This is a genomic window from Mycobacterium montefiorense (assembly GCF_025823255.1).
Lineage (GTDB): Bacteria > Actinomycetota > Actinomycetes > Mycobacteriales > Mycobacteriaceae > Mycobacterium > Mycobacterium montefiorense.
In genome coordinates this window covers 55,420-77,198 of the sequence record NZ_JACKVL010000013.1, presented here as the reverse complement: position 1 = coordinate 77,198, position 21,779 = coordinate 55,420, and the positions used below count along the sequence as shown (strand labels likewise).

At 66.0% G+C, this 21,779-nt stretch carries 24 protein-coding genes; all 24 read left to right on the top strand.

Annotated features, from left to right (window positions below; translation table 11 throughout):
- Positions 1 to 15 precede the first annotated feature (15 nt).
- Positions 16 to 1,014: an acrylyl-CoA reductase family protein gene (locus H7K34_RS13735; protein WP_264062555.1), complete on the top strand. Its 999-nt coding sequence runs from the start codon at positions 16 to 18 to the stop codon at positions 1,012 to 1,014.
- Between the two features lie 63 nt (positions 1,015 to 1,077).
- A complete protein-coding gene (locus tag H7K34_RS13730) occupies positions 1,078 to 2,046 on the top strand; it encodes an NADPH:quinone oxidoreductase family protein (RefSeq protein WP_264062554.1) in 969 nt (322 codons plus the stop codon).
- A gap of 105 nt (positions 2,047 to 2,151) precedes the next feature.
- Entirely contained in the window at positions 2,152 to 3,243 is a 1,092-nt protein-coding gene (locus H7K34_RS13725; RefSeq protein ID WP_264062553.1) for a homogentisate 1,2-dioxygenase, read from the top strand.
- Between the two features lies 1 nt (position 3,244).
- Positions 3,245 to 4,450: an alpha/beta hydrolase gene (locus H7K34_RS13720; protein ID WP_372510770.1), complete on the top strand. Its 1,206-nt coding sequence runs from the start codon at positions 3,245 to 3,247 to the stop codon at positions 4,448 to 4,450.
- Positions 4,447 to 5,652: a CaiB/BaiF CoA transferase family protein gene (locus H7K34_RS13715; protein ID WP_264062551.1), complete on the top strand. Its 1,206-nt coding sequence runs from the start codon at positions 4,447 to 4,449 to the stop codon at positions 5,650 to 5,652. The genes H7K34_RS13720 and H7K34_RS13715 overlap by 4 nt, the downstream gene beginning before the upstream one ends.
- Positions 5,649 to 6,545: a hydroxymethylglutaryl-CoA lyase gene (locus H7K34_RS13710; RefSeq protein WP_264062550.1), complete on the top strand. Its 897-nt coding sequence runs from the start codon at positions 5,649 to 5,651 to the stop codon at positions 6,543 to 6,545. Before H7K34_RS13715 ends, H7K34_RS13710 begins: the two co-directional genes overlap by 4 nt.
- A complete protein-coding gene (locus H7K34_RS13705) occupies positions 6,545 to 7,198 on the top strand; it encodes a TetR/AcrR family transcriptional regulator (protein WP_264062549.1) in 654 nt (217 codons plus the stop codon). The genes H7K34_RS13710 and H7K34_RS13705 overlap by 1 nt, the downstream gene beginning before the upstream one ends.
- Positions 7,199 to 7,222: 24 nt before the next feature.
- A complete protein-coding gene (locus H7K34_RS13700; protein WP_264062548.1) occupies positions 7,223 to 8,461 on the top strand; it encodes an acyl-CoA dehydrogenase family protein in 1,239 nt (412 codons plus the stop codon).
- On the top strand, positions 8,458 to 9,447 hold the full coding sequence (locus tag H7K34_RS13695; RefSeq protein WP_264062547.1) for a phosphotransferase family protein: 990 nt from the start codon (positions 8,458 to 8,460) through the stop codon (positions 9,445 to 9,447). The genes H7K34_RS13700 and H7K34_RS13695 overlap by 4 nt, the downstream gene beginning before the upstream one ends.
- Positions 9,444 to 9,782, top strand: coding sequence for a DUF6285 domain-containing protein (locus tag H7K34_RS13690; protein ID WP_264062546.1), 339 nt, complete (start codon positions 9,444 to 9,446; stop codon positions 9,780 to 9,782). Before H7K34_RS13695 ends, H7K34_RS13690 begins: the two co-directional genes overlap by 4 nt.
- A 9-nt stretch (positions 9,783 to 9,791) precedes the next feature.
- A complete protein-coding gene (locus H7K34_RS13685) occupies positions 9,792 to 10,193 on the top strand; it encodes a nuclear transport factor 2 family protein (RefSeq protein ID WP_264062545.1) in 402 nt (133 codons plus the stop codon).
- Positions 10,194 to 10,201: 8 nt separating this feature from the next.
- Complete coding sequence (locus tag H7K34_RS13680) at positions 10,202 to 10,738, top strand: YceI family protein (RefSeq protein WP_264062544.1); 537 nt, start codon at positions 10,202 to 10,204, stop codon at positions 10,736 to 10,738.
- Positions 10,739 to 10,768: 30 nt separating this feature from the next.
- The gene (locus H7K34_RS13675; protein ID WP_264062543.1) at positions 10,769 to 11,170 is read left to right on the top strand and encodes an Rv3143 family two-component system response regulator; all 402 of its coding nucleotides are present in this window, start codon (positions 10,769 to 10,771) and stop codon (positions 11,168 to 11,170) included.
- A gap of 222 nt (positions 11,171 to 11,392) precedes the next feature.
- Positions 11,393 to 11,770 carry an NADH-quinone oxidoreductase subunit A gene (locus tag H7K34_RS13670; protein WP_108920847.1) on the top strand — a complete coding sequence of 126 codons (378 nt, stop codon included), beginning with the start codon at positions 11,393 to 11,395 and terminating at the stop codon, positions 11,768 to 11,770.
- A gap of 8 nt (positions 11,771 to 11,778) precedes the next feature.
- Positions 11,779 to 12,333, top strand: a complete 555-nt coding sequence (locus tag H7K34_RS13665) for a NuoB/complex I 20 kDa subunit family protein (protein ID WP_264062542.1) — start codon at positions 11,779 to 11,781, stop codon at positions 12,331 to 12,333.
- On the top strand, positions 12,330 to 13,058 hold the full coding sequence (locus H7K34_RS13660) for an NADH-quinone oxidoreductase subunit C (RefSeq protein ID WP_264062541.1): 729 nt from the start codon (positions 12,330 to 12,332) through the stop codon (positions 13,056 to 13,058). The genes H7K34_RS13665 and H7K34_RS13660 overlap by 4 nt, the downstream gene beginning before the upstream one ends.
- On the top strand, positions 13,058 to 14,383 hold the full coding sequence (gene nuoD, locus H7K34_RS13655; RefSeq protein ID WP_108920849.1) for an NADH dehydrogenase (quinone) subunit D: 1,326 nt from the start codon (positions 13,058 to 13,060) through the stop codon (positions 14,381 to 14,383). Before H7K34_RS13660 ends, nuoD begins: the two co-directional genes overlap by 1 nt.
- Positions 14,380 to 15,147, top strand: coding sequence for an NADH-quinone oxidoreductase subunit NuoE (gene nuoE / locus H7K34_RS13650; protein ID WP_264062540.1), 768 nt, complete (start codon positions 14,380 to 14,382; stop codon positions 15,145 to 15,147). Before nuoD ends, nuoE begins: the two co-directional genes overlap by 4 nt.
- Positions 15,144 to 16,460 carry an NADH-quinone oxidoreductase subunit NuoF gene (gene nuoF / locus H7K34_RS13645; protein WP_108920851.1) on the top strand — a complete coding sequence of 439 codons (1,317 nt, stop codon included), beginning with the start codon at positions 15,144 to 15,146 and terminating at the stop codon, positions 16,458 to 16,460. The genes nuoE and nuoF overlap by 4 nt, the downstream gene beginning before the upstream one ends.
- A 7-nt stretch (positions 16,461 to 16,467) precedes the next feature.
- Positions 16,468 to 18,885, top strand: coding sequence for an NADH-quinone oxidoreductase subunit G (locus H7K34_RS13640; RefSeq protein WP_264062539.1), 2,418 nt, complete (start codon positions 16,468 to 16,470; stop codon positions 18,883 to 18,885).
- Positions 18,882 to 20,144 carry an NADH-quinone oxidoreductase subunit NuoH gene (gene nuoH, locus H7K34_RS13635; protein WP_264062538.1) on the top strand — a complete coding sequence of 421 codons (1,263 nt, stop codon included), beginning with the start codon at positions 18,882 to 18,884 and terminating at the stop codon, positions 20,142 to 20,144. Before H7K34_RS13640 ends, nuoH begins: the two co-directional genes overlap by 4 nt.
- Positions 20,137 to 20,694 carry an NADH-quinone oxidoreductase subunit NuoI gene (nuoI, locus tag H7K34_RS13630; RefSeq protein ID WP_272896312.1) on the top strand — a complete coding sequence of 186 codons (558 nt, stop codon included), beginning with the start codon at positions 20,137 to 20,139 and terminating at the stop codon, positions 20,692 to 20,694. The genes nuoH and nuoI overlap by 8 nt, the downstream gene beginning before the upstream one ends.
- Positions 20,691 to 21,479 carry an NADH-quinone oxidoreductase subunit J gene (locus H7K34_RS13625; RefSeq protein ID WP_264062537.1) on the top strand — a complete coding sequence of 263 codons (789 nt, stop codon included), beginning with the start codon at positions 20,691 to 20,693 and terminating at the stop codon, positions 21,477 to 21,479. Before nuoI ends, H7K34_RS13625 begins: the two co-directional genes overlap by 4 nt.
- Positions 21,476 to 21,775, top strand: a complete 300-nt coding sequence (nuoK, locus tag H7K34_RS13620; protein WP_025735676.1) for an NADH-quinone oxidoreductase subunit NuoK — start codon at positions 21,476 to 21,478, stop codon at positions 21,773 to 21,775. Before H7K34_RS13625 ends, nuoK begins: the two co-directional genes overlap by 4 nt.
- Positions 21,776 to 21,779 lie beyond the last annotated feature (4 nt).

The following is a 21,779-nucleotide window of genomic DNA, read 5'->3' as shown; positions in this document are numbered from 1 at the left end:
GGTTAGCGTCGTCGTATGGACACTTTTCACGCGCTGGTAGCCCGCCAAGACGGTGAGGAAGTAACCGCGTCGGTCGAGACGCTCAGCTTGTCTGACCTGCCGCCCGGTGAAGTGACGATCCGGGTGCTGTTTTCCAGCGTCAACTACAAGGACGCGCTGGCGCTGACGCCTAAGGGCGGCGTGGTCCGCGACTATCCGATCGTGCCCGGCATTGACATCACCGGCGAAGTCGTCGAATCGCAGTCACCGGACTTCAGCGTAGGCGCCAAGGTATTGGCCCACGGGTATCAGATCGGCACCGGCCACCACGGCGGCTACGCCGAGTATGCGCGGCTGCCTGCCGACCAGCTGGTGGCATTGGGCGCGCTGAGCCCGCACCAGGGTGCCGCCATCGGAACCGCCGGTTTCACCGCCGCGATGAGTGTGCAGGCGCTGATCGATTGGGGCATCACGCCCGACGACGGGCCCATCGTCGTCACCGGCGCCTCCGGCGGCGTCGGGTCGGTCAGCGTGGACCTGCTGTCGGCCGCCGGCTACCAGGTGGTCGCCTCCAGCGGTAAGGAGAAAGCCGCCGGCATGCTGAAAGACCTTGGTGCCGCGGAGGTTATCGGTCGGCTACCCGCCGATCCCGACGCCAAGCCGCGACCGCTGGCCAAGGCGCGTTGGGCAGGCGCGGTGGACTGCGTCGGGGGTGCGACGCTGGCCGATGTGCTCAGCACCATCGAATACGGCGGGGCCGTGGCAGCCAGCGGCCTCACCGGCGGACCGGCGCTGCACACCACGGTGATGCCGTTCATCCTGCGCGGCGTCTCCCTGCTCGGGATGGACTCGGTGCTGATGCCGATCGCCCGCCGCCGCGAGCTGTGGGCGCTGCTCGGCGACTCCTTGCGGCCGCGGCATCTGGACACAGTCACCAGCGATGTTGACGTCAAAGACGTCGTCGGCGTGCTGGATCAACTGCGCGCGGGCACCTTCTCCGGTCGCGCGGTGGTACGCGTCGCCGGCGGATTCTGATCTGGCAGTAGGCTATTCGAGCGCTGGCCGGAAGGTTTCGGCCCTATCGACAACGGAGGCAGCATGCGTGCAGCACGGGTGACGCGGCTAGATGGTCCAGACGCGATCGAGGTCGGCGAGGTCGACGAACCCACCAGCGACGGGATCGTCGTCGAGGTGCACGCGGCGGGCGCCGCGTTCCCGGACGCGTTGCTCACCCGCGGCCTCTATCAGTACCGGCCCGACCCACCGTTCGTGCTGGGGGCCGAGATCGCCGGGGTCGTTCGATCGGCACCGGACAACTCCGACTTCCGTCCCGGCGACCGGGTTGTCGGCCTGACGATGCTGACCGGCGGCATGGCCGAAGTCGCGGTGCTCTCCCCGGGCCGAGCGTTCAAGCTGCCGGACAACGTGAGTTTCGAGGCGGGGGCCGGCCTACTGTTCAACGACCTGACGATGTACTTCGCGCTGACGGTGCGCGGCCGCCTGCAACAGGGCGAGACGGTGCTGGTGCACGGCGCGGCCGGCGGGATCGGAACCTCGACGCTGCGCCTGGCACCCGCGCTCGGGGCGTCACGCACCATCGCGGTGGTCAGCAGCGAGGAGAAGGCCCAGGTCGCGACCGCGGCGGGCGCAACCGATGTGGTGCTGGCCGACGGCTTCAAGGACGCGGTGAAGGAATTGACCGGCGGCCGCGGCGTCGACCTGGTCGTCGACCCGGTCGGCGGTGACCGATTCACCGATTCCCTGCGCTCGCTCGTCCCGGGCGGACGGTTGCTGGTCATCGGTTTCACCGGTGGCGAGATTCCCACCGTTAAGGTAAATCGGCTGCTGCTCAACAACATTGACGTGGTCGGCGTCGGCTGGGGCGCCTGGACGGCGACGCACCCCAACGCGCTGGACGAGCAGTGGGCCGGACTCGAGCGCCTGCTGCGCTCCGGCCAGCTGGCCGCCCCGCAGCCGCAGGTCTTCCCGCTGAACCAAGCCGCCGCCGCCGTCGCGTCCATGGAGAACCGCACCGCTAAAGGAAAGGTCGTCCTTCGCGTCCGCTGAACCCGGCCCCCGCGGACGGGCGGCCCTTGTGCGCGTCCAAAAGAGAAAGTAATGTCACTTTCAGTTTTGATCGCCTGACGGGCCGCCCACCACTCGGGAGTCACCATGGAATCATTCGTTCACCTGCGTAAAGGCAAGACCCCGCATCGCTTGCACGCCGATCTAGACGGCCTCAAGGACGACGAGCTGGGCCGCGGCGGATTCACCGGACGGACGGCCAACATCTACCGCCGCCACGACCCCATCGCGTATCGGTCGGCCGGACCGCTGCGCCCGGTCGACGTGCTGTCCAGCGAGCTCAAGCCCAGCGACGCCTCCGACGCCAACGGCGGACCGCTGCTGATGTTCAGCAACGACGACTGCCGCATCCTGCTGAGCCGTCGCGCCGACGAGATGCCCTACTTCGCCCGCCACGTCGACGGCGATCTGCTGTCCTTCGTTCACCAAGGCACCGGGCTGCTGGAGACCGAGTTCGGTCCGCTGCGCTACGCCGACGGCGACTGGGTCTACATCCCGAAGGCCTGCACCTGGCGCCAGGTACCGGATCGCGAGACCACGCTGCTGATGATCGAGGCCACCGACGAGTTCCGGGTGCCACCGCCTGGCCCGCTGGGCCGGCACTTCCCGTTCGATCCGTCGCAGGCCACCATCCCCGAGCCGGCGCCGATCGACGACGACGGCCGCGACGAGTACCAGGTCCGGCTCGTCCACGAGGGCGGTCCGACAACACTTTTCTACCAACACAATCCGCTCGATGTCGAAGGATGGCGTGGCGACAACTTCGCCTTCACCTTCAATATCGACGACTACAACGTCATCACCTCCGACAGCGTCCACCTGCCGCCGACCGTGCATCTGTTCATGCAGGCCACCGGCGTCTACGTGATGAACTTCCTGCCCAAGCCTGCCGAGGGCGTTGCCGGCACCGAACGCACGCCCTGGTATCACCGCAATGTCGACTATGACGAGATCGCGTTCTTCCACGGCGGCTCGCTCTACGGCATCCCGATGCCCCCAGGTCTGATTAGCCATGCGCCGCAAGGGGTTCACCACGGCGCGCCGGAGAAGGCGCGTGAACGAGCACGCCGCAAGTTCGACGAGCACTCACGCGTCGACTGGCAAGTCATCGCCGTCGACACCCGTCGGCGCCTGACACCGTCACCCGAAGTACTGGCACACGACTTGGGACAACACTGACATGGGGAGCGCGCAAACTGTGAAGCAAGCCGTCAAGCACGACTACGAAAGAATTCCGTATCTGGTTGCCTTCCAGAACAATTCCAGCGTCCGCGATGTCTACGGCGGGCTGGCCGAGATCACCGTGCTGGAGAGCTACCTGCTGAAACCGAAAAACAAGCCGTCAGACACCGTGCTGGTGTTCATGCACCCGATCGGCGGCGGCGCCTACCTACCGATGATCAACGCGCTGGCCCGGGCCGGCCATCACGTCATCTACTGCAACAGCCGGTTCCGCGGCACGGATTCGGCGCTGCTGATGGAGAAGGTCGTCGAGGATCTCGGCGAATGCATCAAGGATGCGAAAAACCGTCTCGGCTACTCCCGAGTGGTGCTCGCCGGGTGGAGTGGCGGCGGCTCGTTGTCCGTGTTCTACCAGCAGCAGGCCCAGCACGCGACGATCACGTCGAGCCCGACCGGCGACGGCCCGGACCTGACCGCGCTGGAACTGCCCCCCGCCGACGCAATCATGCTGCTGGCCGCGCACATCAGCCGGCACGGCACGCTGACCGAATGGCTCGACGCGTCCATCCTCGACGAATCCGATCCCACCAAGCGTGATCCCGAACTGGATATCTACAACCCCGACAACCCCAACCAACCGCCCTACACCCAGGAGTTTCTGGACCGGTACCGTCAAGCGCAGATCGATCGCAACCGCCGCATCACCACATGGGTCAAAGAGAAGCTGGCAGATTTGAGCGCTCAGGGCCGCCCCGACGACGAATTCGGATTCGTCGTGCACGGCACCATGGCCGACCCCCGGTGGCTGGATCCCACCGTGGATCCCAACGAGCGCACCCCCGGAACCTGCTACCTGGGTGACCCCCAGGTAGTGAACATGAGCCCGGTCGGGCTGGCCCGCTTCTCGACGCTGCGCGGCTGGCTGTCGCAATGGAGCTACGACGAGGCGCGCGGCGACGGCGTGGATTGCGGGCGTGACATCGCGATCCCCGCGCTGGTGATCGGCAACCTGGCCGACGACGCCTGCACACCCAGCCACACCCGGCGGCTGTTCGAGGCGATTGGGCATCCCGACAAGGAGATGCACGAAATACCTGGCGCCACACACTATTACGCGGGCCCTGACCAACGCGATAAACTGCGCAAAGCCGTCGATATCGTCACCGACTGGCTGATCAGGCACGATTTGGCGAGCGCCGAATGACCGTCAGCGGCCCGCTGGACGGTATCCGGGTGCTCGAACTGGGCACTTTGATCGCGGGTCCCTTCGCCGGCCGCTTACTCGGGGACATGGGCGCAGAGGTCATCAAAGTGGAGTCGCCCGGCGCGCCGGACCCACTGCGCAGCTGGGGCCAAGCCGAACACGAGGGGCACCACGTGTTCTGGACGGTGGCAGCGCGCAACAAGAAAGCCATCACGCTCGACCTGCGCCGGCCACCCGGCCGCGAACTGTTCCTCGAACTCGTCGAGAAGGCCGACGTCGTGGTGGAGAACTTCCGCCCGGGAACGCTGGAAAAGTGGGGCCTGGGCTACGACGTGCTTAGCACACGCAATGTCGGCATCATCTTGGTCCGGGTGTCGGGTTACGGACAGACCGGCCCCGACGCACACAAGGCCGGCTACGCCTCGGTGGCCGAGGCGTCCAGCGGGCTGCGGCACCTCAACGGCTTTCCCGGCGGTCCGCCGCCGCGGCTTGCGCTATCCCTTGGCGACAGCCTGGCCGGCATGTTCGGGGCGCAGGGCGCGATGGCGGCACTGTATCGCCGCAGCGTGACCGGGCGGGGCCAGGTCGTCGACGTCGCACTGACCGAATCATGTTTAGCTATCCAGGAATCCACGATTCCCGATTACGACGTCGGCGGCGTGGTGCGCGGACCGTCGGGCACCCGGCTGGAAGGCATCGCACCGTCCAACATCTATCGCAGCGCCGACGATTCCTGGGTGGTGATCGCAGCCAACCAGGACACCGTGTTCGCCCGGCTGTGCACCGCGATGGGGCGCCCGGAGCTTGCCAGCGACGACCGGTTCGCCACCCACACCGCGCGCGGCCGCAACCAGGACGAGATCGACAAGATCATCGGCGCTTGGGCCGGCGAGCGACAGCCCGCAGACATCGTCGAAACCCTCAGTGCCGCAGGCGTGATCGCGGGCCCCATCAACACCGTCGCGGAGGTTGTCGAAGACCCCCAACTGCGCGCGCGCGGCATGTTGGTCGAGCATTACGACGAACGCATCGAGCGCAATGTCTTGGGGCCCGGCGTCATTCCGGTGTTGTCCGAATCGCCGGGCAGCGTCCGCCACGCCGGGCCATCCTGTCCGGGCCAACACAACAACGACATCTATGTGGGGCTGCTGGGCAAGACCGCCGCAGAGATCGAGGAGCTACGCACCGAGGGGGTGCTGTGAACCAACACGTCGATATCCGTGAGGTGGCGCTGCGCGACGGGCTGCAAATCGAAACGCCAATCCCATTGTCGGCAAAGCTGGAGCTGCTCGCGGCGGTGGCTGCCACCGGCGTGCGCGAGGTGGAAGTGACGGCTTTTGTGTCCCCCACGAAGGTGCCGTCGATGGCCGACGCCGCCGAACTCGCGGCGCAACTGCACCTGTACCCCGACATCGAGTTCTCTGCGCTGGTCGCCAGCCCTAACGGCGCCAAGCGCGCCGTTGCCGCCGGCCTGCGGTCGATCGAGTACGTGGTGGCCGCCGACGACACGTTCAGCACGGCCAACGTCGGGCGCACCAGCGTGCAGGCCACCGACCAGATCGACGAGATCGTCGCAATCGCGCACGGCAGCGACGTCACCGTCGAGGTTGTCATCGCCACCGCGTGGGACTCGCCGTTCGAAGGTCCTACTCCGCCGCAGCGGGTGCTGGAGATCGCCGCGGCCGCGCGCGACCGCGGGGCCGACCGACTGTCGATCGCCGACACCATCGGCACCACCACCCCGGGCCGGGTGAGTTCGCTGATCGCCCAACTGCATCCGGTGATCGGCGAGCTGCCGCTGGGCGCGCACTTCCACAACACCCGCGGTGCCGGTTTGGCCAGTGCGTATGCGGCCGTCAGTGCCGGAGTCACCCGGCTGGACGCCTCGGTCGGCGGGCTCGGCGGTTGCCCGTTCGCACCGGGCGCCACCGGCAACATCGCCACCGAGGATCTGGTTTACCTGCTGACCGACAGCGATATCGACGTCGACGTCGACCTGCAGGCCGCGATCGCCGCCGCCGATGTCGCGAAATCGGCTGTCCGCCATGACCTGCCAAGCGCGCTGCTGCGGGCCGGCGACCGGATCAGGAACTGATGCCCACGCCCGCCCCCGAATCGACGCGGCCACTGACATCCAAGGGCCGCCAGACCAGGCAGGCCATCGAACTTGCGGCGCGAAAACTGTTTGCCGAAAGAGGCTTTCACGGCACAACACTGGCCGACATCACCTCGGCCGCGGGAAAATCACCGGCAGTCTTCTACCGGTACTTCGCCGACAAGGAAGATCTGCTGGCCGCCCTGGCGGAATCTTTCCTGCACGAGGTCGTCGCCCCGTCCGGGTTGAGTGTGCATCTACCGGATTCTCCCCCGCAAGCGGGAGGTGCCCCCACCGAAGATGACAACTTTTTTACTGCGGTGGTCACCGGATACTGGAACATCTTCAAGCAGAACATCGGCATCATGATCGCCGTCGCCCAGCTGGCCACCACTCAGCAGCGGTTCGCCGTTGTGCAGAACGAGTTTCGGCGTTTCGGGATGGACATCGTGGCCGCATCGGTGCGGCGCGCTCAGCAGCAGGGGTATGGCGGCGAGCTCAACCCGCAGCACACTGCGGCGGCCATCGCGCTGCTATTCGAGAACTTCACCACCGTCTTCGTCGGACAGTCTGGTCTGGGAATGGAGATCAGCGACGAAGACGCCATCGTTACCCTGTCGACGATTTGGAAGAAGACCCTCTATGGCGCGTAACGCGAGAATCGCGAGGAGTTGACTATGGATTTCACCCTGCCAGAGCATCTTCCGGGCCTGCTAGCCGAGATGGATGCGTTCATCGAGGCGGAGATCAAGCCGCTGGAACGCGAAAACATCCAGTATTTCGACCAGCGCCGAGAGCATGCTCGCACCGATTGGGATAACGACGGCATTCCGACTCTAGCGTGGGAGGAGCTGCTCTCCGAGATGCGGCGACGCGCCGACAAGGCGGGCTGGCTGCGTTACGGATTGCCGGCCGCGCTCGGCGGCCGCGACGGTTCCAACGTCGACATGGCGGTGATCCGGGAACACCTGGCGCACCAGGGACTTGGGCTGCACAATGATTTGCAGAACGAGTCGTCGATCGTCGGGAACTTTCCCCAGGTGATCATGATGGAGCGGTTCGGCACCGACGAGCAGCGTCGCGCATGGTCCGAGGCGTTGATCACCGGGGAGCGGTCCATGGCGTTCGGACTGACCGAGCCGCAGCACGGATCCGACGCGACCTGGCTGGAGACTCACGCCCAACGCGATGGTGACAGCTGGGTGATCAACGGCTCCAAGCGGTTCAACACCGGTGTGCACCGCGCCACGCATGACTTGGTCTTCGCCCGAACGTCCGGAGAGCCGGGGCAAGCCCGGGGTATCACCGCGTTTCTGGTCCCAACCGACACGCCCGGCTTCTCGGTCCCCTACTACTGGTGGACGTTCAACATGCCCACCGATCACGGCGAGGTCGAGTTGACCGATGTCCGCATCCCCGCCGACGCGGTGCTCGGCGAGGTCGACCGCGGCCTCGAAGTCGCGCAAACGTTCTTGCACGAGAACCGGATCCGCCAAGCCGCGAGCAGCCTGGGCGCGGCCCAGTACTGCATCGACCGCGCCGCCGAATACGCCGCCAAGCGCACGGTGTTCGGCAAACCGCTATCGGTCAACCAGGCCGTGCAATGGCCGCTGGCCGAGCTGCAGACCGAAGCGCAGATGGTGCGGCTGTTGGTGCAATTCGCCGCTTGGCACTTGGATCGCGACCACCACATGGAGGTGTCGGACAAAGTGTCGATGGCGAACTATCGCGCCAACCGACTTGTCTGCGACGCTGCCGACCGCGCCATGCAGGTCTACGGCGGCCTCGGGTACAGCCGCCATGAGCAGTTCGAGCACATCTACCGCCATCACCGCCGCTACCGCATTACCGAAGGGGCCGAGGAAATCCAGATTCGCCGAGTGGCGCAGCGGCTGTTCAAGTTTGGCAAGCAGTGACCGACGGCAACGAACTCGACATTAGACTTGCGGCAGCACTAGAGCCGGCACTCGGCGCCGGCACCGCGATCGAGAATCTGCGGGCGCTGACCGGTGGCGCCAGCCGCACCACGTGGGCGTTCGACGCAGTCACCGGCACCCAACGGCACGCGCTGATCCTGCGCACCGGGCCACCCGACGACGTGCACGCCGGCATGGAGCTCGAAGCCCGCTCGCAGGCGGCCGCCGCGGCGGCCGGGGCACCGGTCCCCCACATCCTGGTCGCCGACGATTCGATTGCCGCACTGGGTAATCCGTATCTCGTCTGCGATGAGATCAAGGGCGAGACCATCGTCCGGCGTATCCAGCGCCAGCTCGACGCCGCCGGCGGGCAAACCCGCCGAACCGAGCTGCTGCGGCAATGCGCACGGGCACTGGCGGCCATTCACCGCGCCGACCCGCAAATCCCCGGGCTGGCCTACCAGGACCAGCTGGTGGAATACCGCGGGCGGCTCGACGCGATGAACGACACCACCGCGACGTTCGAATGGGCGTTTCACTGGCTGGCCGCCCACCGACCGCACGCGTCGGCGACGGTCCTGGTGCACGGTGACTACCGGATGGGCAACCTCATCGTCGACGGATCCGACCTCGCCGCGGTCCTCGACTGGGAGTTGGTACACCTCGGCGAGGCCTACGAAGACCTGGCTTGGTTCTGCATTCGCGCCTGGCGATTCGGCGCTCCAGCCCGCCTTGGCGCCGGCGGCCTCGGCAGCATCGAGAGCTTCGTGCGCCACTACGAACAGGCCAGCGAAACCACCGTAGACCGAGTGGCACTGCACTGGTGGCTGGTGCTGGCCACCCTGCGCTGGGGTGTGATCTGCCGCTTCCAGGCGGAGCGGCACTTGAGCGGTCAATCCCGTTCGGTCGAACTGGCGGCAATCGGTCGCCGGGTCAGCGAGACCGAGTGGGACATTCTCAACCTGCTCGAGGAGGTCCGGGCATGATCGGCGCGTACGGCCGCCCGCTGGCAGCCGAGCTGGTGGCCGCGGTGGCCGAATTCCTGGAGACCGACGTTCGGGCTGCGACCGACGGACAGGTCAACTTCCACTCCCGGGTGGCCGCCAACGCCTTGCGCATCGTCGAGCGCGAGTTGCTCGACGAGAGGCAGGCGCAGTCGCGAGCCGCGCTGGCCGGCTTGGGTTTCGTCGACGAAGAACAACTCGCCGCCGCCATCCGGGCCGGCGAGCTCGACGAGCGTGCCGCCGAGGTCCTCGCCGGCCTAAGGACCCTGGTGCGCAATCGGTTGGCGGTTGCGCATCCCGGATACGACAGCGAATAGGAGCCTGACATGCCCGCTGCTACTGCTGAGGTCGTCGTCGACACGGCCGACCAGCTGTTCACATCGATCGTCAACGGCGACAAGGCCGCGGTCGACCGGCTGTGCAGCGACGACATCGCGGTGTGGCGGGTGGGCGCCAGCCGGGACAACGACAAGCCCCGGGCGCTGCGAGTCATCGACTGGTTCATCGGCGCCACCACCGAGCGCCGCTACGAAATCCTCGATCGTCGGCTCTTCGACGACGGATCGGTCAGCGGCTTCGTCCAGCAGCACGTCCTGCACGCCACCGGCCATCAGGGGCAATCGATCTCCATGCGTGTTTGTATCGTGATCAGGGTGGGCACAAACGGTCTGATCGACCGGATTGACGAGTACTTCGACCCCGCCGAAATCGCGCCGCTGATTAGGTGAGACGGACAGTGACGACGCTGGAAACACTGCTGAATGATCCCGACCTAGCCGGGGTGTGGAACATCGTTGCGGACCGGTCGGCCGTCACCTTCAAGATCAGGAACATGTGGGGCCTGGTGAACGTCAAAGGCCGCTTCGCCGAGTTCACCGGCGACGGACAGCTCACCGGCAACGGCGCGGCCTTCGGCCGCCTCGACATCGACACCGCGTCGCTGCACACCGGCATCGGCCGTCGCGACGACCACCTGCGCGCGGCCGACTTCTTCGACGTCGAGCGTTTTCCCGAGATCAGCGTCGTCGTCACCGCGGTGCACCCGATCGAAGGCAAGACCGCGGAGCTGCGCGCCAGCTTCACCATCAAGGGAGTCACCGCCGGGCTCCAACTGCCCGTCACCGTCACCGAGGCCGGCGACGGTTCGATCCAGATCTCGGGCAAAACCACGATCGATCGATCCCAGTTCGACATCGGCTGGAACAAGTTCGGCATGATCGCGCCGGCGGCCAAGGCAGCGGTGCAGGCCGTTTTCGTGCGGTCTGGCCAATAAAGCTGGCCGCGCACCAGTAGCATCTGCACCGTGCCCGACGCCACCATCGCTCTGCGGATCCTCGTCTACAGCGACAATCCCAACACCCGCGACGAAGTGAAGCGGGCCCTGGGTAAACGCCTGCACCCGGATCTGCCCGAGCTGAACTACGTCGAGGTGGCGACCGGCCCGATGGTGGTCCGCACCATGGACGAGGGCGGCATCGACCTTGCCATCCTCGATGGCGAAGCGACGCCGACCGGTGGCATGGGAATCGCCAAACAGCTCAAAGACGAACTCGAAACCTGTCCACCGATCCTGGTGCTCACCGGGCGCCCCGATGACGCATGGCTGGCGAACTGGTCACGCGCGGAAGCCTCGGTGCCGCATCCGATCGACCCCATCGTGTTGGGTCGAACCGTGCTCGGGTTGCTCCGCGCTCCCGCCATCTGAAGCCAACGACCTGCTGCTTCCCGGCGCCGTCCCGGCGCCGCGTTGGACGTACCCCAAAAACGTGCCGGATCTCACAGCATTAGCACCACCCCGAGCACGTGCCCCAGCCGCCTCAACGCTATGTTGAAGATCACTGTGACGGGCTACAGACCCGGCTCGTCACAGCAGCCCGGTCGCCGCCTGGTCGCTTTATAGGCGGCCCACGACGGATCTTGGAGCGAGTTGAACGTCTACATACCCATCCTGGTCCTAGGCGGAATCGCCACCGCCTTTGCTGTGGGCTCGGTCGTGATCGCGAGCCTGGCCGGCCCGTCGCGCTACAACAAGTCGAAGCTGGCGGCCTACGAGTGTGGAATCGAGCCGACCGAAACGTCGGTGAGTGGCCCGCATGCAACGCCCGGGCAGCGGTTTCCGGTGAAGTATTACCTGACCGCAATGCTCTTCATCGTCTTCGACATCGAAATCGTCTTCTTATATCCCTGGGCGGTCAGTTATGACGCGTTGGGATTCTTTGCTCTGGTCGAGATGGTGGTGTTCATGCTCACCGTTTTCGTGGCCTACGCCTACGTGTGGCGCCGCGGCGGCCTGACATGGGATTGAGGTAAACCGTGGGCTTGGAAGAACAGCTACCCGCCGGCATCCTGCTCGGGACTGTCGAGAAGATCGCCGGCTACGTCCGCAGGAACTCGCTGTGGCCCGCAACATTCGGCTTGGCCTGCTGCGCGATCGAGATGATGGCGACTGCCGGACCACGGTTCGACATCGCACGGTTTGGGATGGAGCGATTTTCGGCAACACCGCGCCAGGCCGACCTGATGATCGTGGCCGGGCGGGTGAGCCAGAAGATGGCGCCGGTGCTGCGCCAGATCTATGACCAGATGGCAGAACCGAAATGGGTACTGGCCATGGGCGTCTGCGCGTCGTCCGGCGGGATGTTCAACAACTATGCGATCGTTCAGGGCGTGGACCACGTGGTTCCGGTGGACATCTACCTCCCCGGCTGCCCGCCCCGTCCGGAGATGCTCTTGTACGCAATCCTCAAGCTGCACGAGAAGATTCAGGAAATGCCGCTCGGCGTGAACCGCGAGCAGGCCATCGCGGAAGCCGAGCAGGCCGCACTGGGCGCCCGGCCCACCATCGAGATGCGTGGACTGCTGCGATGAGCTCACCCGAACACGACCCCAAGGTAGCCGCCAGCGAAGTGGGTGGCGCGCTGCCCGCGCCCGACGAAGAAGTGATCAACGTGCGCCGTGGCATGTTCGGCATTTCGGGATCGGGTGACACGTCGGGATACGGGCGACTGGTACGCGAGGTCACGCTGCCGGGCAGCAGCCCCCGGCCCTACGGCGGTTATTTCGACGACGTCGTCGACCGGCTGGCCGACTCACTGAAGTCCGGCGACGTCGAATTCGAAAACGCCATAGAGAAAGTCGTCGTCGACCGCAACGAGCTGACGTTGCACGTGCGCCGCGAGGCACTGCCGCACGTGGCCCAACGTCTGCGCGACGATCCCGAGCTGCGCTTCGAGATGTGCCTGGGCGTCAACGGTGTGCATTACCCGCACGAAGCGGGCCGCGAGTTGCACGCCGTCTACCCGTTGCTGTCGATCACGCACAATCGTCGAGTCCGGCTGGAAGTGTCTGCACCGGACGGTGATCCGCACATCCCGTCGCTATATGGGATCTACCCGACCAACGACTGGCACGAGCGCGAGACGTACGACTTCTTCGGCATCATCTTCGACGGGCACCCGTCGCTGACCCGCATCGAGATGCCCGACGACTGGCACGGCCATCCGCAACGCAAGGACTACCCGCTCGGCGGTATTCCCGTCGAGTACAAGGGAGCAGAGATACCCCCGCCCGACGAGCGGAGAGCGTACAACTAATGAGCACAATCACTGACTCGACGCACGATGGCGGCGCCGAAACTGTTGTTGTCGCCGGCGGACAGGACTGGGGGCAGGTCGTCGAAGCGGCCCGTGCCGCGGATCCCGGTGAGCGCATCGTCGTCAACATGGGGCCCCAGCACCCGTCCACGCACGGGGTGTTGCGCCTGATCCTCGAGATCGAAGGCGAAACCGTCACCGAGGTCCGGTGCGGAATCGGCTACCTGCACACCGGGATCGAGAAGAACCTCGAATACCGGTACTGGACGCAGGGTGTCACCTTCGTGACCCGGATGGATTACCTGTCACCGTTTTTCAACGAGACCGCCTACTGCCTCGGGGTCGAGAAGCTGCTCGGCATCACCGATGAAATCCCGGAGCGGGTCAACGTCATTCGCGTCCTGATGATGGAGCTCAACCGAATCTCCTCGCACCTGGTGGCGCTGGCCACCGGCGGCATGGAACTGGGCGCGATGACGCCGATGTTCGTCGGCTTCCGGGGACGCGAGATCGTGCTCACCCTGTTCGAAAAGATCAGCGGTCTGCGGATGAACAGCGCCTACGTTCGCCCGGGCGGCGTGGCACAGGACTTACCGCCGGGCGCCGAGGCCGACATCGTCGAAGGCCTCAAGGGCTTGCGGCAAGTGCTGCGCGAAATGGGCGACCTGCTCAACGAAAACGCGATCTGGAAAGCACGCACTCAAGACGTCGGCTACCTCGACTTGGCCGGATGCATGGCGCTGGGCATCACCGGCCCGATCCTGCGTGCCACCGGCTTGCCGCACGACCTGCGCAAGAGCGAGCCCTACTGCGGGTACCAGAACTACGAATTCGACGTGATCACCGCCGACACGTGTGATTCCTACGGGCGCTACATTATTCGCGTCAAGGAGATGTGGGAGTCGATCAAGATCGTCGAGCAGTGCCTGGACAAACTGAGGCCGGGACCGCACATGGTCGAGGATCGCAAGATCGCCTGGCCCGCCGACCTGAAGGTAGGCCCCGACGGCATGGGTAATTCGCCCGAGCACATCGCCAAGATCATGGGCGGCTCGATGGAAGCGTTGATCCACCACTTCAAGTTGGTCACCGAGGGCATCCGGGTGCCGGCCGGCCAGGTCTACAGCGCGGTGGAATCACCCCGGGGAGAACTCGGCGTGCACATGGTCAGCGACGGCGGAACCCGGCCCTACCGCGTGCATTATCGGGATCCGTCCTTCACCAATTTGCAGTCGGTCGCCGCGATGTGCGAGGGCGGCATGGTCGCCGACTTGATCACCGCGGTCGCCAGCATCGACCCGGTCATGGGCGGAGTCGACCGATGACCGCACCGGTGGGAGGCAGCGGCGAGCGGGTGTTCATCCGGCTGGGGCCACCGCCCGAAGAACCCAACCAGTTCGTGGTTGAGGGTGCGCCACAGTCGTATTCGCCGGAGGTTCGGGCACGACTGGAGGTCGACGCCAAGGAGATCATCAGCCGCTACCCCAACAAGCGCTCCGCGTTGTTGCCATTGCTGCACCTGGTCCAGTCGGAGGATTCCTACCTGACACCGGCGGGTCTGGAGTTCTGCGGCGAGCAGATCGGACTGACCGGCGCCGAGGTGTCGGCGGTGGGCAGCTTCTACACGATGTACCGCCGCGGCCCCACCGGCGATTACCTGGTCGGCGTCTGCACCAACACGCTGTGTGCGGTGATGGGCGGTGACGCGGTATTCGACTCACTCAAAGAGCATCTCGGCATCGGCAACGACCAGACAACCCCCGACGGATCGGTCACCCTGCAGCACATCGAATGCAACGCCGCGTGCGACTTCGCGCCCGTGGTGATGGTCAACTGGGAGTTCTACGACAACCAGACACCGGAATCGGCGCGCGAACTCGTCGACTCGCTGCGGGCCGGAAAGCCCAACGCGCCCACCCGCGGTGCGCCGCTGTGCAAGTTCCGCGAGACCTCGCGCATCTTGGCCGGCCTGCCCGACGAGCGCCCGGACGAGGGCCAAGGTGGCGCTGGCGCAGCCACTTTAGCCGGGCTGCGGGTGGCGAAGGAAAAGGGCATGGAACCCCCGCCGGCTCCCGGAGGCAAGTCATGACCACCCCGCTGACCCCGGTCATCAGCCGCTACTGGGACGATCCGAAGTCGTTCACGCTACAGACCTACCAGCGCCACGACGGCTACCAGGCGCTGAAGAAGGCCCTGAAGATGGAGCCCGACGCGGTGATTGGGGCCGTGAAGGACTCGGGCCTGCGCGGTCGCGGCGGCGCCGGCTTCTCGACCGGAACGAAGTGGTCGTTCATCCCGCAGGGCGACTCCGGCGCGGCCGCCAAGCCGCACTACCTGGTCGTCAACGCCGACGAATCAGAACCCGGTACGTGCAAAGACATTCCGCTGATGCTGGCGACACCCCACCTGCTGGTGGAGGGCGCCATCATCGCCTCCTACGCCATCCGGGCCAGCCACGCCTTCATCTACGTGCGCGGCGAAGTGGTGCCGGTGCTGCGCCGGCTGCAGAACGCGGTCGCCGAGGCTTACGCTGCAGGCTTTTTGGGCCGCGACATCGCGGGTTCGGGCTACGACCTGGAGCTGGTGGTGCACGCCGGTGCGGGCGCCTACATCTGTGGCGAGGAAACCGCGCTACTGGAGGGTCTGGAGGGCCGGCGCGGCCAGCCCCGGCTGCGCCCGCCGTTCCCCGCCGTGGCCGGGCTTTACGGCTGCCCAACGGTGATCAACAACGTCGAGACCATCGCCAGCGTGCCGTCGATCATTCTCAATGGCGTCGAGTGGTTCCGGTCGATGGGCAGCGAGAAATCGCCTGGCTTCACGCTGTATTCGCTGTCCGGGCACGTCACTCGTCCCGGCCAATACGAGGCCCCGCTGGGCATCACGCTGCGCGAGTTGCTCGACTACGCCGGCGGGGTCCGCGCCGGGCACCGCCTGAAGTTCTGGACACCGGGCGGGTCGTCGACACCACTGCTGACCGACGAACACCTCGACGTGCCACTGGATTACGAGGGCGTGGGTGCGGCCGGCTCGATGCTGGGCACCAAGGCGCTGGAGATCTTTGACGAGACGACCTGCGTGGTGCGCGCGGTGCAGCGCTGGACATACTTCTACAAGCACGAGTCGTGCGGGAAGTGTACGCCGTGTCGCGAGGGCACGTTCTGGCTGGACCAGATCTACACCCGGCTCGAGTCCGGCGAAGGCACCCACGAGGATCTCGACAAGCTGCTCGACATCTCCGACGCAATCCTCGGAAAGTCGTTCTGCGCGTTGGGCGATGGCGCGGCCAGCCCGGTGATGTCGTCGATCAAGCACTTCCGCGACGAGTACATCACCCACGTCGAAGGAGGCGGCTGCCCATTCGACCCACGAGACTCCATGTTGAGCACGAACGGAAAGGCTTGACAGCCCCATGACTAGTGCGGCCAAGACCCAGACAGGCGACGAGGTGACGCCGCCGGACATGGTGACGCTGACCATCGACGGTAATCAAATCTCGGTTCCCAAGGGAACTCTGGTGATTCGGGCGGCCGAGTTGATGGGCATCCAGATTCCGCGGTTCTGCGATCACCCGCTGCTCGACCCGGTCGGTGCGTGCCGGCAGTGCATGGTCGAGGTGGAGGGCCAGCGCAAGCCGATGGCGTCGTGCACGATCGTGTGCACCGACGACATGGCGGTACGTACCCAACTCACCTCCGAGGCCGCGGACAAGGCCCAGCACGGCGTGATGGAGCTGCTGCTGATCAATCACCCGCTGGACTGCCCGATGTGCGACAAGGGCGGCGAGTGCCCGCTGCAAAACCAGGCAATGTCGAACGGCCGCGCCGATTCTCGCTTCGAGGATGTCAAGCGCACCTTCGCCAAGCCGATCAACATCTCCTCGCAGGTGCTGCTGGACCGCGAGCGGTGCATCCTGTGCGCTCGCTGCACGCGATTCTCCGAGCAGATCGCCGGCGACCCGTTCATCGACATGCAGGAGCGCGGCGCCCTGCAGCAGGTGGGCATTTACGCCAACGAGCCGTTCGACTCGTACTTCTCCGGCAACACCGTGCAGATCTGCCCGGTGGGTGCCTTGACCGGCACCGCATATCGATTCCGGGCCCGCCCTTTCGATCTGGTCTCCAGCCCCAGCGTGTGCGAGCACTGTGCCGGCGGCTGCGCCGAGCGCACCGATCACCGCCGCGGCAAGGTACTGCGACGGCTGGCCGGCGACGACCCCGAGGTCAATGAGGAGTGGAACTGCGACAAGGGCCGCTGGGCTTTCCGCTACGACACCCAGCCCGACGTGCTCACCACTCCCCTGGTCCGAGACGCTGACGGCACGCTGCAGCCTGCCTCGTGGGCACACGCGATCGTGGCCGCAACGCAGGGATTCGAAGCCGCCCGCGGGCGCACCGGCGTGCTGGTCGGCGGCCGCGGCACCTGGGAAGACTCTTACGCCTATTCCAAGTTCGCGCGAATTGTGTTGGACACCAACGATATCGACTTCCGGGCTCGCCCCTGCTCGGCCGAAGAGGCAGAGTTCCTGGCGGCCCGCGTCGCGGGTCAGCCGCTGACGGTCAGCTTCGCCGATCTGGAATCGGCGCCGGTGGTCGTGCTGGTCGGGTTCGAGCCCGAGGACGAGGCACCGATCGTGTTCCTACGGCTACGCAAGGCCGCCCGCAAGCGCGGCGTGCCGATCTACGCGGTCGCCCCGTTCACCACTCGGGCGCTGACGAAGATGTCGGGCCGGCTGCTGCAGACCGTGCCGGGCACCGAACCGTCCACACTGGACGGCCTGGCCACCGGCGAGGTGGGCGACCTGTTGTCGAAGGCCGGAGCGGTCATCATGGTCGGCGAACGCCTGGCCACAGTGCCCGGCGGATTGTCCGCGGCGGCCCGGCTCGCCGATGCCACCGGGGCTCGGCTGGCCTGGGTGCCGCGGCGCGCCGGAGAACGTGGCGCGCTGGAAGCCGGCGCACTGCCCGGGTTGCTGCCAGGTGGTCGTCTGGTCGCCGACGAGACCGCGCGCGCCGAGGTGGCCGCGGCGTGGAACGTCGACGAATTGCCCGCTGCCGCTGGGCGTGACGTCGACGGCATCCTGGCCGCGGCGACGGATGGGAGCCTGGGCGCGTTGCTGGTGGGCGGTATCGAGCCCGCCGACTTCGCCGACCCGGATGCGGTGCTGGCCGCGCTGGATGCCGCGAATTTCGTGGTCAGCCTCGAACTGCGGCACAGCGAAGTCACCGAGCGAGCCGACGTGGTGTTCCCGGTCGCGCCGACGACGCAGAAGGCGGGCGCATTCGTCAACTGGGAAGGCCGATTCCGGCCCTTCGAGCCGGCCCTGCACGGCAGCACCCAGCGGGCCACCCAGTCCGACCATCAAGTACTCGACACGCTGGCCGACGAAATGGGTGTTTACCTAGGTATGACAGGCGTCCAGGCGGCCCGCGAGCAAGTCTCGGCGCTGGGCAACTGGGTGGGCGAACGCGCAAGCGGGGCAACGGTTCAGGCACCGAAACCGCCGCAGCCCGGCCAGGGCGAGGCCGTGCTCACCGGCTGGCGGATGATGCTCGACAACGGCCGCGGCCAAGACGGCGAACCGCATTTGGCGGGAACGGCACGCAAACCCGTGGCGCGGCTGTCGGCCTGCACCGCGACCGAGATCGGCGCGGTGCAGGGCGACACGGTCACGGTCAGCACGTCGCGCGGGTCAATCAGCCTGCCGCTGAACATCACTGACATGCCCGATCGGGTGGTGTGGCTGCCACTGAACTCGCCGGGCTCGGCGGTGCAGCGGGACCTGGGTGTCACAGTCGGCAACATCGTGCGAATCGGAGTGGGCTCATGACCGCCTTCGGGCACGACACCTGGTGGCTGGTGCTCGGTAAAGCGCTGGCCATCTTCGTGTTCCTGATGCTGAACGTGCTGCTGGCGATTCTGCTGGAGCGCAAGATTCTCGGCTGGATGCAGTTGCGGCCCGGCCCGAACCGGGCGGGCCCGTGGGGCGCCCTGCAGAGCCTGGCCGACGGGATCAAGCTCGCGCTCAAGGAGAGCATCACCCCTCGCGGCGTCGACTGGTTTGTCTACATGGCGGCGCCGGTCATCTCGACGATCCCCGCGTTTACCGCGTTCGCGTTCATCCCGTTCGGCCCCGAGGTGTCGGTGTTCGGTCACCGCACCCCGCTGCAGCTGACCGACATGCCGGTGGCGGTGCTGTTCATCCTCGGGCTGTCGGCGATCGGCGTCTACGGGATCGTGTTGGGCGGCTGGGCATCCGGCTCGACCTATCCACTGCTCGGCGGGGTGCGATCCACCGCGCAGGTCATCTCCTACGAGGTGTCGATGGGGCTGTCATTCGCGGCCGTCTTCCTGTTCGCCGGGACGATGTCGACGTCTGGAATCGTGAAGGCGCAGGACGGCGTCTGGTACATATTCCTGTTGCTGCCGTCGTTCATCATCTATCTGATCTCGATGGTCGGCGAAACCAACCGCGCCCCGTTCGACCTGCCGGAGGCCGAGGGTGAACTCGTCGCCGGCTTCCACACCGAGTACTCGTCGCTGAAGTTCGCGATGTTCATGCTGGCCGAATACGTGAACATGATGACGGTTTCGTCGTTGGCCACGCTGATGTTCTTCGGCGGCTGGCATGCCCCGTGGCCGCTCAATATGTGGGACGGCGCCAACAGCGGCTGGTGGCCGGTGCTCTGGTTCACCGCCAAGATGTGGGTCTTCCTGTTCATCTACATGTGGCTGCGAGCCAGCCTGCCCCGGCTGCGTTACGACCAGTTCATGGCGCTGGGCTGGAAACTACTCATCCCCGCCTCGCTCGTTTGGGTGCTGATCGCGGCGGTCATCCGCACGCTGCGCAACCAGGGCGACGCGCATTGGACTCCCCTGCTGGTGGTCTGCAGCATCGTCTTCGCCGTAGCGCTGGTGCTGTTGCTGCGCAAGCCATTCAGCACGACACCGGCCAATCGCGCACTGGCGCGAGAGCTTCGCAAGCGTGGCGACGCCCTACCGCCACCACCGGCCTTCCCCACACCACCGATGCCGGGCAAAGTTCTGACGTCGTCAGTCGGTGCGACCAAGGAGAAAGCACATGGCTAAATTCCTCGACGCCGTGGCCGGATTCGGCGTGACGTTCGCGGCGATGTTCAAAAAGACTGTCACCGAGGAGTATCCGGAGAAGCCAGGCCCGGTCGCCCCGCGCTACCACGGCCGCCACCAACTCAACCGGTACCCCGACGGCCTGGAGAAGTGCATCGGCTGCGAGCTGTGCGCCTGGGCCTGCCCGGCCGACGCGATCTACGTCGAGGGCGCCGACAATACCGACGAGGCAAGGTTTTCGCCGGGCGAGCGCTACGGCCGGGTCTATCAGATCAACTATCTGCGTTGCATCGGCTGCGGCCTGTGCATCGAGGCCTGCCCGACCCGCGCGCTGACGATGACCAACGACTACGAGATGGCCGACGACAACCGCGCCGACCTGATCTACGAAAAGAACCGGCTGCTGGCGCCGCTGCTGCAAGACATGCTCGCGCCGCCGCACCCCAGGGCCGAGGGCGCCACGGACAAGGACTACTACCAGGGCAACGTCACCGCGGATGGCTTAAGCGTGGGAAACCACGCGAAAGATGCTGCCGGAGAAGCCCGATGACGGGCGCGGTTGCCAGCAACCTGGCGACCGACGTCATCGTTTCCACCTCCACCGGCGAAGCGGTGGCCTTTTGGCTGCTGGGCGCTCTCGCCGTGATCGGCGCGATCGGAGTGGTCACCGCCGTCAACGCCGTGTACTCAGCGATGTTCCTGGCGATGACGATGATCATCCTGGCGATCTTCTACATGATCCAGGACGCACTGTTCCTGGGGGTAGTTCAGGTCGTGGTCTACACCGGCGCGGTGATGATGCTGTTCTTGTTCGTGCTGATGCTGATCGGCGTGGACTCCGCGGAATCGCTGAAGGAAACGCTGCGCGGGCAGCGCGTCGCCGCGGTGATCACCGGAGTCGGGTTCGGCATTCTGCTGGTTGCCGCTATCGGCAAGGTGACGACCGGGGGCTTCGTCGGACTGACCACCGCGAACGCCAACGGCAATGTCGAAGGCCTGGCGGCGCTGATCTTTTCGCGTTACCTGTGGGCGTTCGAGCTGACCAGCGCGCTGCTGATCACCGCCGCGGTCGGAGCGATGGTGCTGGCGCACCGTGAGCGTTTCGAACGCCGCAAGACACAACGTGAACTGTCCGAGGAGCGGTTCCGCTCCGGCGGGCGCCCGACCCCGCTACCCAACCCCGGCGTCTATGCACGCCACAACGCGGTTGACGTGGCCGCGTTGCTGCCCGACGGCTCCTACGCGGACGATTCGGTGTCGAGGATGCTGCGGACCCGGGGCGCGGACGGCAAGGAGACTCCCCGCCGGCAGGCCATCAAAGGCGGTGCATCGTGAATCCGGCTAACTACCTTTACCTTTCGGCACTGCTGTTCACCATCGGGGCCTCAGGTGTGCTGTTGCGCCGCAACGCCATCGTGATGTTCATGTGCGTCGAGCTGATGCTCAACGCCGTCAACCTGGCGTTCGTCACGTTCGCGCGCATGCACGGCCACCTGGACGGGCAGATGATCGCGTTCTTCACGATGGTGGTTGCCGCGTGCGAGGTCGTCATCGGCTTGGCCATCATCATGACGATTTTCCGTGCCCGCAAATCGGCGTCGGTCGACGACGCGAACCTACTCAAAGGCTAAAAGA

Coding starts and splice junctions, on each gene's coding strand:
- nuoD (WP_108920849.1), top strand. CDS start 13,058: ATGAGCACAATCACTGACTCGACGCACGATGGCGGCGCCGAAACTGTT.
- H7K34_RS13735 (WP_264062555.1), top strand. CDS start 16: ATGGACACTTTTCACGCGCTGGTAGCCCGCCAAGACGGTGAGGAAGTA.
- H7K34_RS13730 (WP_264062554.1), top strand. CDS start 1,078: ATGCGTGCAGCACGGGTGACGCGGCTAGATGGTCCAGACGCGATCGAG.
- H7K34_RS13625 (WP_264062537.1), top strand. CDS start 20,691: ATGACGGGCGCGGTTGCCAGCAACCTGGCGACCGACGTCATCGTTTCC.
- nuoI (WP_272896312.1), top strand. CDS start 20,137: ATGGCTAAATTCCTCGACGCCGTGGCCGGATTCGGCGTGACGTTCGCG.
- H7K34_RS13660 (WP_264062541.1), top strand. CDS start 12,330: ATGAGCTCACCCGAACACGACCCCAAGGTAGCCGCCAGCGAAGTGGGT.
- H7K34_RS13715 (WP_264062551.1), top strand. CDS start 4,447: ATGACCGTCAGCGGCCCGCTGGACGGTATCCGGGTGCTCGAACTGGGC.
- nuoH (WP_264062538.1), top strand. CDS start 18,882: ATGACCGCCTTCGGGCACGACACCTGGTGGCTGGTGCTCGGTAAAGCG.
- H7K34_RS13685 (WP_264062545.1), top strand. CDS start 9,792: ATGCCCGCTGCTACTGCTGAGGTCGTCGTCGACACGGCCGACCAGCTG.
- nuoF (WP_108920851.1), top strand. CDS start 15,144: ATGACCACCCCGCTGACCCCGGTCATCAGCCGCTACTGGGACGATCCG.
- H7K34_RS13700 (WP_264062548.1), top strand. CDS start 7,223: ATGGATTTCACCCTGCCAGAGCATCTTCCGGGCCTGCTAGCCGAGATG.
- H7K34_RS13705 (WP_264062549.1), top strand. CDS start 6,545: ATGCCCACGCCCGCCCCCGAATCGACGCGGCCACTGACATCCAAGGGC.
- H7K34_RS13720 (WP_372510770.1), top strand. CDS start 3,245: ATGGGGAGCGCGCAAACTGTGAAGCAAGCCGTCAAGCACGACTACGAA.
- H7K34_RS13725 (WP_264062553.1), top strand. CDS start 2,152: ATGGAATCATTCGTTCACCTGCGTAAAGGCAAGACCCCGCATCGCTTG.
- H7K34_RS13640 (WP_264062539.1), top strand. CDS start 16,468: ATGACTAGTGCGGCCAAGACCCAGACAGGCGACGAGGTGACGCCGCCG.
- nuoE (WP_264062540.1), top strand. CDS start 14,380: ATGACCGCACCGGTGGGAGGCAGCGGCGAGCGGGTGTTCATCCGGCTG.
- H7K34_RS13690 (WP_264062546.1), top strand. CDS start 9,444: ATGATCGGCGCGTACGGCCGCCCGCTGGCAGCCGAGCTGGTGGCCGCG.